Origin of the sequence: Streptomyces humi, assembly GCF_001005085.2 — a bacterium.
In the GTDB taxonomy this organism is placed as follows: Bacteria; Actinomycetota; Actinomycetes; order Streptomycetales; family Streptomycetaceae; genus Streptomyces; species Streptomyces humi.
In genome coordinates this window covers 1-10,641 of the sequence record NZ_LBMU02000139.1, presented here as the reverse complement: position 1 = coordinate 10,641, position 10,641 = coordinate 1, and the positions used below count along the sequence as shown (strand labels likewise).

Annotated in this window: 9 protein-coding genes; 7 read left to right on the top strand and 2 right to left on the bottom strand. The window is 73.7% G+C overall.

Going from position 1 to position 10,641, the window contains the following annotated elements; genetic code table 11:
• Positions 1–147 precede the first annotated feature (147 nt).
• From AAW13_RS42825 to AAW13_RS42800, 6 genes are all read left to right on the top strand, one after another.
• Complete coding sequence (locus tag AAW13_RS42825; protein WP_240528936.1) at positions 148–612, top strand: NUDIX hydrolase; 465 nt, start codon at positions 148–150, stop codon at positions 610–612.
• Positions 613–856: 244 nt separating this feature from the next.
• Positions 857–2,635, top strand: a complete 1,779-nt coding sequence (locus AAW13_RS42820; RefSeq protein ID WP_046733808.1) for a TIGR03767 family metallophosphoesterase — start codon at positions 857–859, stop codon at positions 2,633–2,635.
• Between the two features lie 102 nt (positions 2,636–2,737).
• Entirely contained in the window at positions 2,738–3,874 is a 1,137-nt protein-coding gene (locus AAW13_RS42815) for a serine hydrolase domain-containing protein (RefSeq protein ID WP_046733807.1), read from the top strand.
• A 120-nt stretch (positions 3,875–3,994) separates the two neighbouring features.
• Entirely contained in the window at positions 3,995–4,417 is a 423-nt protein-coding gene (locus AAW13_RS42810; RefSeq protein WP_046733811.1) for a YciI family protein, read from the top strand.
• Complete coding sequence (locus tag AAW13_RS42805) at positions 4,410–5,558, top strand: RNA polymerase sigma factor (protein WP_046733806.1); 1,149 nt, start codon at positions 4,410–4,412, stop codon at positions 5,556–5,558. The genes AAW13_RS42810 and AAW13_RS42805 overlap by 8 nt, the downstream gene beginning before the upstream one ends.
• Before the next feature lie 311 nt (positions 5,559–5,869).
• Positions 5,870–7,072 carry a glycosyltransferase gene (locus tag AAW13_RS42800; protein ID WP_046733805.1) on the top strand — a complete coding sequence of 401 codons (1,203 nt, stop codon included), beginning with the start codon at positions 5,870–5,872 and terminating at the stop codon, positions 7,070–7,072.
• A gap of 35 nt (positions 7,073–7,107) precedes the next feature.
• Here AAW13_RS42800 and AAW13_RS42795 read toward each other — a convergent pair whose 3' ends face one another.
• Positions 7,108–7,644 carry a GNAT family N-acetyltransferase gene (locus AAW13_RS42795; RefSeq protein WP_046733804.1) on the bottom strand — a complete coding sequence of 179 codons (537 nt, stop codon included), beginning with the start codon at positions 7,642–7,644 and terminating at the stop codon, positions 7,108–7,110.
• A gap of 217 nt (positions 7,645–7,861) precedes the next feature.
• Between AAW13_RS42795 and AAW13_RS46520 the strand changes: the two genes are divergently transcribed.
• Positions 7,862–9,319 (top strand): DMT family transporter, encoded by a 1,458-nt coding sequence (locus AAW13_RS46520; RefSeq protein ID WP_063777109.1) that lies wholly within the window; start codon positions 7,862–7,864, stop codon positions 9,317–9,319.
• Between the two features lie 304 nt (positions 9,320–9,623).
• Here the strand turns inward: AAW13_RS46520 and AAW13_RS42785 are convergent.
• Positions 9,624–10,641, bottom strand: a 1,018-nt coding sequence (locus AAW13_RS42785; protein ID WP_071659870.1) for a hypothetical protein, incomplete at its 5' end; no start/stop codon positions are given.

Sequence of the window (10,641 nt, the reverse complement as noted above, 5' to 3'; positions counted from 1 at the left end):
GCCCTCATCCACCCCCGGCCCTCGCCCTCCCCCGGGCCGCCCGGCCCCGGCCCCCCCACTCGCCCCGGGCCCCCGTCCGCCGGACGGCGTTCCGTCCCGGCGGAAAACCCGGTGGCCGCCACCCGGTCGGGGCCCTAACGTGCCGCTGTGCGCGAGAAGCTGAGGGTGGCGGCCTACGCCGTGTGCGTCCGTGACGGACAGATCCTGCTCGCCCGGTCACCCGCCCCCGACGGCACGCCCGAATGGGTGCTGCCCGGCGGCGGCATGGACCACGGCGAGGACCCCTACGACACCGTCCGCCGCGAACTCATGGAGGAGACGGGCTACCGCATCGAGGTGACCGGCCTGCTCGGCATCGACTCCCTCCGGCAGCGCTTCGTCCGCGGCACCCTGCTGTCCCGCACCACCGACCACCACGGCGTGCGGATCGTCTACAGCGGCGAGGTCGTCGGCGGCGAGCTGCGCAACGAGGTCGGCGGTTCCACCGACATGGCCGCCTGGCACGGCCTGGACGCGGTGGCTGACCTGAGGCGCGTCCGGCTGGTCGACGTCGCCCTGCGGCTGTGGCGGGAGAAGCCGGCCGCCGGGCGGTTCGCACAGGAGCAGTCGTGAGGCCCGGAGACCCTCCCCTACCCGCGCAGATGAACGCGGAGTAGCCGGACTCCGGCCGTCCGCAATCCGGTCCATGACCGGTCCCCACCTCCCCTGATCCACGTACGGTGATCGGCGCTGCGCGTTGCCGCCGCGTTCACGCGCAGGTCATCCCCGGTGCCAACGATCCAGAGTGAGCGGGAAGTTCGCGGAAGCGATCGCCCGCGACCACTGCCGACGCGTTCGTACTCGGGGAGATCGCGCCATGTCGCGCATACGCTCTGTCGCCACCTCCGCGGCCCACAAGGGCCGCGAGGCACTGGAGATCAACCGCCGTACCGTGCTCGCCGCCGCCGGAGCCGTCTCGCTCTCCGCGGGCGTCGGCTTCGCCCTGCGCCCCACCGACAGCGAGGCCAGTCCCGCGGTCACCACGGAGCCGCAGCCGGTCGCCGAGGGCCGCAAGGCCGCCGCGGCGCCCCTCGCGCCGTACACCAAGGGCACCACGCTCGCCTCCGTCGCCGCACCCCGCGACAGCTCCGGGTACCGGCGGCTCGGCGACGGCGCCGGCTGGCAGCGCGTGCTGCGCTCCGACCTGGCCGCAGCCAAGTCCGGCCGGGACGGCCGCCGTACCGCACTGGCCGCGTTCGTGCAGTTCACCGACCTGCACCTGATGGACGTTCAGCACCCGCTGCGCCTGGAGTACCTGCGCGCCCACGACCCGCACGCCTGGCGTCCGCACGAGGCGCTCACCGTGCCCGGCGCCATCTCGCTCGTGGAGCGGGTCAACGCGCTGCGCGGCGCCCCGGTCACCGGCTCCCCGCTGCACTTCGTGATGACGACCGGCGACAACACCGACAACAACGCCCACTCCGAGCTGGAGTGGTTCATGACGGTGATGAGCGGCGGCCGGATGACCCCGAACACGGGGGACCCCGCGCACTACGAGGGCGTGCAGAACAGCGGCCTGAAACTGTACTGGCAGGCCGACTCCGCCGTCCGCGACGGTGACAAGGCGCTCGGCTTCCCGCACCTCGCCGGGTTCCTCGCCGCCGCGACCCGCGAGGTCAGGAGCCCCGGCCTCAACCTGCCCTGGTACTCCACCGTCGGCAACCACGACGCCCTGCCGCTCGGCTGCTTCGGCTCGCACGCCGACCCGTACCTCGCCGAGGCGGCCATCGGCGGCAAGAAGCTGATGACGGTGACCGACGCCGAGGCGAAGAAGCTCCAGGACTCCATCCGCAACGCCCAGGACCCCAAGGGCAGCGGCTACCGCGACTTCCTGAAGGCGCACGCCCGGTCGGCGCGTCCGGTCACGGCGGACGAGAAGCGCGCCCCGTACACGGTGTCGGACTACCTGAAGGCCCACCTGGACCCGGCCCACCAGGGTCTCGGCCCGGTCGGGCACGGCTACTCGTCCGCGAACCTCTCGGCGGGCACCCAGTACTACGCCTTCCGCATCTCCGACGACGTCATCGGCATCAGCCTGGACACGACGGACGCGGGCGGCCACTACGACGGATCGATCGGAACGGTCCAACTGGCCTGGCTGGAGAAGACCCTGAGGGAGAACAAGGACTCCTACGCGGTCGTCTTCAGCCACCACACCAGCCAGACGATGACCAACACCCGCCCCGACCCGGCACACCCGGGCGACCGCCGCCACACGGGCACCGAGCTGGTCACCCTGCTCAACCGCCACGCCAACGTGCTGGCCTGGGTGAACGGCCACATCCACCGCAACCTGATCACCCCGCACCAGGCGTCGAACGGCAACTCCTTCTGGGAGGTCACCACCGCCTCGCACGTCGACTTCCCGCAACTCGCCCGCGTCGTCGAGCTGGTGGACAACAAGGACGGCACGATCTCGCTGTTCACCACGCTGATCGAGTCGGCGGCCCCGCACCGCACCGACTTCACCGACCTCTCCCAGACCGGCCTCGCCGCCCTCTACCGCGAACTGGCCTTCAACGCCCCCGGTGCCAGCAAGGTCCTGGGCGGCGACGCGAAGGACCGGAACACGGAACTCGTCCTCAAGAAGGGCTGAAACCCGCTCAACCGGCCCACGGCGACGCAACCTCGCCGATCAGGGCGCGGTCCCCACCCCCGACCGAGTTCGACGACTCCGTTGACTCCACTGGGGGAACACATGCGCGTACGTACGACGCTGGTCGGTGCCACGGCCCTGGTCCTGTCCGCGGCACTGGCGGCACCGGCCATGGCGGCGGCACCCGGCGCCGGGCACTCCGCCACCCGCGAGGCCGTCGAGGCCGCGGTCGCGGGCGGGGTACCCGGCGCGACGGTCACGGCCCGGGACGCCCACGGCACCTGGTCGGCGACGGCGGGGACGGGCAACCTGGCGACCGGCGCCCCGCGGTCACCGGCCGACCGCTACCGGGTCGGCAGCATCACCAAGACCTTCGTGGCCACGGTCCTCCTCCAGCTGGAGGCGGAGGGCCGGCTGTCCCTGGACGACACCGTGGCGAAGTGGCTGCCGGGCGTGGTGACCGGCAACGGCAACGACGGCGGCCGGATCACCGTCCGGCAGCTCCTCAACCACACCAGCGGCATCTTCAACTACACGAACGACGAGGACTTCGGCCGCGCCCACTTCCTCAAGGACGGCTTCTTCCGGCACCGCTACGACACGCTGACACCGGCCGGGCTGGTCGCGATCGCGATGGGGCACCAACCGGCCTTCGCACCCGGCACCGCCTGGGCCTACTCCAACACCAACTACGTCCTGGCGGGCATGGTGATCAGGGCGGTGACCGGCCGCTCCTACGCCGAGGAGATCACGAGGCGGGTGATCGAACCCCTCCGTCTCACCGGCACCTCCCTCCCCGGCACCCGCAGCACCCTCCCGCGCCCCAGCAGCCGTGCCTACTCCAAGCTGGCCGAGACGGCGACCGGCCCGACCTACGACGTGACCGAGCTCAACCCGTCCCTGGCCTCCTCCGCGGGCGAGATGATCTCCACGTCCGCCGACCTGACCCGCTTCTACGAGGCCCTGCTGCGCGGCCGTCTGCTGCCGCCGCACCAGCTGAAGGAGATGAAGACCACCGTCCCGATCCCCGGTGCCCCCAACGCCGCCTACGGCCTGGGACTGGCCGACGTCACCCTCCCGTGCGGCGTCCACGTCTGGGGTCACGACGGCGGCATCCACGGCTCCTCCTCCGACGCCGTCACCACCGCGGACGGCCGGCACGCCCTGGCCGTGAACTACAACGCCGACTGGACCGGCGACACGGACGCGGTGGCCGAGGCCGAGTTCTGCGGGGGCTGACCCGCCAGCCCACGCAGCTCCGGAAAAAAAATCCGGCGGCGATGTCGAGAACCCGCGCCCGGCTCCGTCCCAGGGGTGAAGGCGGCCACAATGGGCCGTGCCGGCACCGAGGAGAACATCATGGCCAAGTACCTGCTGCTGAAGCACTACCGGGGCGCCCCGGCCGCGGTGAACGACGTGCCCATGGACCGGTGGACCCCGGAGGAGATCTCGGCCCACGTGCAGTACATGAACGACTTCGCCGCCCGGCTGGAGAAGAGCGGCGAGTTCGTCGACGGCCAGGCGCTGGCCCCGGAGGGGCAGTGGGTCCGGTACGACGGCGAGGGACGGCCGCCGGTCACCGACGGCCCGTTCGCCGAGACCAAGGACCTCATCGCCGGCTGGATGATCATCGACGTCGACAGCCACGAGCGCGCCGTCGAACTCGCCGGGGAACTGTCCGCGGCCCCCGGAGCGGGCGGCAGGCCGATCCACGAGTGGCTGGAGGTGCGCCCCTTCCTGACCGCGCCGCCCACCGTCCCGGAGTGCCTCGCCCATGGATGAGGCCCTGCTCAGGAGCCTCACCCCCGGCGTGCTCACCGTCCTCGTCCGCCGCGGAGCCGACTTCGCGGCGGCCGAGGACGCCGTGCAGGACGCCCTGGTCGAGGCGATCCGGGTCTGGCCGGCGGATCCACCGCGGGACCCGAAGGGCTGGCTGGTCACCGTGGCCTGGCGGCGGTTCCTCGACGCGACCCGCGCCGACACCGCCCGCCGCCGGCGCGAGGACCGGGCGGACGAGGAGCCGCCGCCCGGTCCGGTCCCCGCCGCTGACGACACCCTCCAGCTCTACTTCCTGTGCGCGCACCCCTCCCTCACGCCCTCCGCAGCCGTCGCGCTCACCCTGCGCGCCGTCGGCGGCCTCACCACCCGGCAGATCGCCCGCGCCTACCTGGTGCCCGAGGCGACCATGGCGCAGCGGATCAGCCGGGCCAAGCGCACCGTCTCCGGAGTCCGCCTGGACCGGCCCGGCGACGTCGGCACCGTGCTGCGCGTCCTCTACCTGGTCTTCAACGAGGGCTACTCCGGTGACGTCGACCTCGCCGCCGAGGCCGTCCGGCTCACCCGGCAGCTCGCCGCCCGGGTCGACCACCCCGAGGTGGCCGGGCTGCTCGCCCTCATGCTCCTCCACCACGCCCGGCGCGCCGCCCGGACCGCACCCGACGGCAGCCTGGTCCCCCTCGCCGAGCAGGACCGCGGCCGCTGGGACACCCGCCTGATCGCCGAGGGCGTCGGCATCCTCCAGCCGGCCCTGGCCCGCGACCGCCTGGGCGAGTTCCAGGCGCAGGCCGCGATCGCCGCCCTGCACGCGGACGCGCCCACCGCCGAGGAGACCGACTGGGTGCAGATCGTCGAGTGGTACGACGAACTCGCCCGGCTGACCGACAGCCCGGTGGTCCGGCTCAACCGCGCGGTGGCCGTAGGCGAGGCCGACGGACCGGGCGCCGGCCTCGCGGCCCTCGCCGAACTGGACGAGTCGCTGCCCCGGCACACCGCGGTCGCCGCCCATCTGCACGAACGCGCCGGCGACCGGGAGACGGCCGCCCGCCTGTACGCCGAGGCGGCCCGCAAGGCGACCGATCTCGCCGAACGCGACCACCTGACCCGTCGGGCCGCCCGTCTCAACGTCCACCGCGGGGGCCGCTGACACCGTCGTACGTTCCGGCGCGGCACTTGCCGATTCTTTGCCGACGGAGGTGCCGGCGCCGGGCCTGTCACGGGTGCCGGACCGGCCCACAGAACCGCAGGTCAGAGGGGTGGCAGTGGGGTTTCGGGAGGGGTGCTCGCGGTAGCGGTCCCGGCACTCGCCGTGTAAACGAACAGGACTCCGGCACGAGACGTCCCGTTCATCCGGATGAAACATCCGTACCGCCTCATATCGGCTAACCCGCGGTTCCCGGGGATGGCTCGATCTGGTGCAAGGCTGGTGGTCGTGTGAGCGCTCGGCTCGGACTTCGTGTGCTCTCGGTCTACGAGGGATTTTTCTCCGGGGGAGCCCGGATCGTGCACAGTGATGTGCTGCTGGGCCTGGTAGAGGGCGGACAGCAGTGGCACCGCGTGCTGAGTCTGCACGGTGAGGTCCACCGGGAAGCCACCACACAACGGATGGAGGACGACGCCTGCTACCGCGCCCTCACCGCCGGCGGCATCGACGTCACCTCCCTCGGCCGTACCGCCGGGCTCGTGGACGGCACGGTCGCGGCGTCGGTTTTCAGCGGGCCGGAGCTGGCCGACACCGCGCGGGCCATGGCCGGCGCGGACGTCATCCTGTCGCTGAAGGAGCAGCCGCTGGCGCTCCTCAACCAGGGCGGGCTGCCGCGCCGCCCGGTCGTCGTCTGCCTGCACCGGTCCGACCCGGAGAACCAGGGCCCGGCGCTGGACGAGCTCAGGACCGCCATCGCCGACGGCAAGGTCGTGGCCGGCGTCTGCTGCGCGCAGTCCACGCGGGACGCGTACGAGGCCGCCGGGATCCCCGGTGAGCTGCTGCACGTGATCCCGAACGGGGTGGACCTGCTGCGCTTCCGGCCGGACGCGGCGCTGCGGCTCGCCTTCCGCGAGTCCCTCGGGATCCCCGCGGGCGCCCCGGTCGTCGTGTTCGCCGCCCGCTACGCCGGGATGAAGAACGTCCCGCTGTTCCTGCGGGCGGCGCGGGCGTGGCTGGCCCGCGAGGGCGGCGGGCACGTCGTCATGTGCGGGGCCGGGATGACCGACGACAACCCCGCGCTCTGGGCCGACACGGAGATCGCCTTCGGCGCCGAGCGGGCCGCCCTCGGCGACCGCGTCCACCTGCTGGGCGTACGGCACGACATGGAGGCCGTCTACGCCGGTTCCGACGTCGTCGCGCTCACCTCCGTCTCCGGCGAGGCGGCACCGCTGTGCCTGATCGAGGGCATGATGTGCGGCGCCGTACCGGTGACGACGGACGTCGGTGACAGCGCGTCGATCGTCGAGGGGCACGGTTTCGTGACGCCGTTCGACCCCGACGCGATCGCCTTCGCCTGGACGGCCGCGGTGGCCGGCCGGGAGACCTTCGTGCCGGCGCTGGCCGCGAGCCGCGAGCGGTTCAGCCGCACCAGGATGATCGCCGCGTACGCGGACCTGCTCGACCGGGTCGCCGGCGACGTACGCGACGAACTGCGCCCGGGTGTCACCGGGCAGTAGCCCCGCACCGGCCGGCCCCCGCGGGCGGGGGCCGGTCAGCCGGGCAGCGGGTCGTCGCGCAGGACGCCGTACAGGACGCCGTCCCGCCACCGCCCGTCCCGGAACACGTTGCCGCGCAGCACGCCCTCACGGGTGAAGCCCGCCTTCTCCAGGGCGCGCTGCTCGGCGATGTTCTCCAGGTCGGTCTCCGCCTGGACGCGCTGCACCGGTGTGTGCGCGAACAGGTAGCGCACCAGCAGGAGTTGGGCGCGCGTGCCGATCCCCCGCCCGCGGGCCTCCGGGGCCAGCGCGATGCCCATGCCCCAGTGGTACGCCGTGGGGCCGGCCGTCAGCCTGTGCCAGGACACGAACCCGTACGGGCCGTCGGACGCGGGGCCGGCGTCCACGACCAGCTGACCGCCGTCCGGCCCGAGCAGTCCGTTCTCCGCGAAGCGGCGCCGGAAGCGGCCGAGGTCCCGCCAGCCGAACCACTGGAAGCCGCTCGCCGCCTCGGGGTCGAGGAGGAACCGCTCCAGCAGGGGGAGGTCGTCCTCGCGGGCCGGGCGCAGTGTCACGAAGCCGTCGTCGCTCACCCCGGTCACCCTAAACCGCCTTCTGCGCCCCCCGAGCGCCGGTCATGGTACAGCCTGCTGTATCCCGGTTCGGGGTGTCTGCGGCAATGATCCACGGACCGGGCGCTGGTGTGCTGACATCGCATCAGTTCCCGCGAGAGGAGAGCCGTGCGTACCCGCACGGCGCTCTCGCGTGGGCTTCAGCACCCGTCGTCCCACCCGAGGTTCATCCATCACCATGCGCACGAAACTGGACGCGGTCTCCGGTGCCGCCGTCCTGGTCACCGTCCTCGCCTTCTCGGCCACCGCCCCGCTCACCGCCTATGCCGCGGCGCCCGCGTTCGCGCTGGCGTTCGGCCGCAACGCCCTCGGCCTGCTCACCCTGGGCCCCGCCTTCCTGCTGGCGCGCCGCCGTGAGGTGCACCGGGTGTTCAGCGGGGAGCGCGGCCTGGTCCGCCGGGAGCAGCGCCGGGCGGTCCTGTTCGGGCTGGCCGCGGGCACCGCGCTGGCCGCCCACTTCGCCACCTTCATGACCGGCGCCCAGCTGACCAGCGTGGCGATGGCGACCGGGCTGGTGGCCACCCAGCCGGTGTGGCAGGCCCTCATCGCGACCGCGCGGGGCCGGCGCCCGTCCCGGGCCGCGTGGGCCGGGCTGGCGATCTCGGTCGCCGGTGCCATGGCCGCGAGCGGCGCCGATCTCGACGGCGGCGCCGACGCGGTGACCGGGGACGTCCTCGCCCTCCTCGGCGCCGTCGCGCTGGCCGGGTACACCGCGCTGAGCGAGGAGGCCCGCCCGGACGTCAGCACGCCGATGTACTCGGTGCTGTGCTTCTCGGTGTGCACCGTGGAGATGCTGCTGCTGTGCCTGGTCACCGGAACCGCGCCGGTCACCTTCACCGCGCACGCCTGGTTCGCGCTCCTTGGGCTGCTCCTGCTGCCGCAGCTCCTGGGCCTCTTCTCGCTGAACTTCGCCCTCGGCCGGGCCCCGGCCACCGCGGTCAGCGTCCTGCTGCTGCTGGAGGCGCCGGTGGCCGCGCTGGTCGCCTGGCTCTGGCTGGGGCAGCTGCCCACGGGAGCCGCCTGGCCCGGACTCTTCATGATCATGCTCGGGGTGGCCGTCGTGGTGGTCGGGGACGCCCGGCGCGCACCTGCCGTGACGGACCCGCCGGGTCCCGACCGGGCCGGCCGGCACCCGGTGCTGCGACACCCGATACTGGCGACGGCCCCCGCCGCCGACGTCTACGACGGCATCTGGCGCGACGCCCGGCTGGGCCGGCTCGCCGAGGCGGAGCACACCATCCGGCACCTGGAGAACCACGCTGTCCGGTCGCACGGCGCCAAGTCCGCCGAGGCGACCCACTGGATCGAGGTACGCGCCCACGTCGCCCACCTCACCGGTGACGGCCGCCTGGCCGTGCGCCTGTGGCTGAGCGCGGCCCGCTTCCACGCCGATCCGCCCCGGCCGGACGGCGCCCGGACCCGGCTCTGCCTGGAGCGCGCCTTCACCGAGTGGCGAAGCCTGCCCGACGGCACCGCGACGAACGAACTGGCCCCGGCGTTACGTCAGATGTACGCGAGCCAGCCGAACGACCCACGCGACGGGCGCGGGTGGTCCGGCGGCGTACACGAGATCGACACCCACCTGGCCGCCCACGGCCTGTCCCCGGCCCCCACCGGAGTGACCCCCACCGAGTGACCCACGCACCCCGGCCCCGGCGACCCGCCCCCAGCGCACCTCGGCCACCCGGCAGAGCCGCCGCCTCCTCTGCAACCGACGGCCCCACCCGTCGTCCGGCCACCCCGTGCCGGGCAAGGCCGTAGATCCCCCTCCGAACCGACGGTCCCACCCGGTACCCGGTCTCCCGAGCCGCTTCTCCTGTGCTCCCGCCGGGGGCGCGGTGAGGCCGGTGCTCCGGCCGCCGTCCGCGTCGCGGGGCAGGGTCATCGGCTCCCCTCCGAACCGACGTCCCCTGCCTGCCCCCCCGGCCTTCCCCCCCCGGTTACCGGGGCAGCACCACCACGTACGCCGCCGGGTCGCGGTCGTTCGCCGCCATCAGGGCCGTGCGGATCACCGCCGCCTGGTGTTCCGCCGACTCGCGGAGCTTGCGCGGGGTCATGTGGACGACCGTGATGCCGAGCCGTTCCAGGTGCTCGCGCTTGCGGGCGTACTCGGACCACAGGGCGTCGTCGTCCTGGCGCGGGGCGCGCATGTCCAGTTCGACGGCGACCGCGTGGTCGGGCCAGTAGGCGTCCACGCCACCGAGGTGCGGGCCGCCCGGCAGCCGCAGGTCGACGTTCCAGACCGGGTCGGGCAGGCCGTGCTCCTGGACCATCCGGTAGAGGCGGTCCTCGGCGATGGCCCGGCCCTCGGCGACGAGCGCGTCCACCGCGTCGACCACATGGGGCCGCGAGAGCAGCTTCGCCAGGTTCAGCTCCCGCACCACCGCCGCAGGTTCGCAGTGCCGGCCACGCACCGCCTCGGTCAGCAGCCGGCGTACCGACTCCGCGTCGGTGAGGTCCGCGACCGCGTCCGCGAGGGCCCGCGGCACCGGGGCGACCGGGAGGCCGGTCACCGGTTCGGGGGTCGGCGGCGCCGACGTGCGGAGCACCCGGACGTAGGAGGTCGAACGCAGCCGGCGCATCCGGGGGACCAGGACGTCGATGTGGTCCAGGGCGAGCAGCGGCGGGGTGGCGGAGAAGCCGTGCAGGGTGAGCGCCGCCAGGCCGGTGATCATCACGTCCGGGTAGACCGGACGGTGGGGGGAGTCGGCGCCCGGCTGGGCGGGGACGCCCGGGGCCGGCTCGCGCGCCGCGAACAGCAGGGCGCCGTGCAGGCGTTCCTCGCTGGTGGCCGGCCCCGGGTGGAGCAGGACCACCCCTGGGAGCAGCTGTTGCCAGGGGCCGCCCGGCCGGCACTGCTCGGCGATCTCGGTGGCCGGCACGCCGTGGGAGCGGAGCTGGGCCGTCGTCAGCACCCGGCGGTGGACGTCGGAGAGGTGGCGGAGGGGGCGGGGGGAG

Coding starts and splice junctions, on each gene's coding strand:
- AAW13_RS42820 (WP_046733808.1), top strand. CDS start 857: ATGTCGCGCATACGCTCTGTCGCCACCTCCGCGGCCCACAAGGGCCGC.
- AAW13_RS42815 (WP_046733807.1), top strand. CDS start 2,738: ATGCGCGTACGTACGACGCTGGTCGGTGCCACGGCCCTGGTCCTGTCC.
- AAW13_RS42810 (WP_046733811.1), top strand. CDS start 3,995: ATGGCCAAGTACCTGCTGCTGAAGCACTACCGGGGCGCCCCGGCCGCG.
- AAW13_RS42805 (WP_046733806.1), top strand. CDS start 4,410: ATGGATGAGGCCCTGCTCAGGAGCCTCACCCCCGGCGTGCTCACCGTC.
- AAW13_RS46520 (WP_063777109.1), top strand. CDS start 7,862: ATGCGCACGAAACTGGACGCGGTCTCCGGTGCCGCCGTCCTGGTCACC.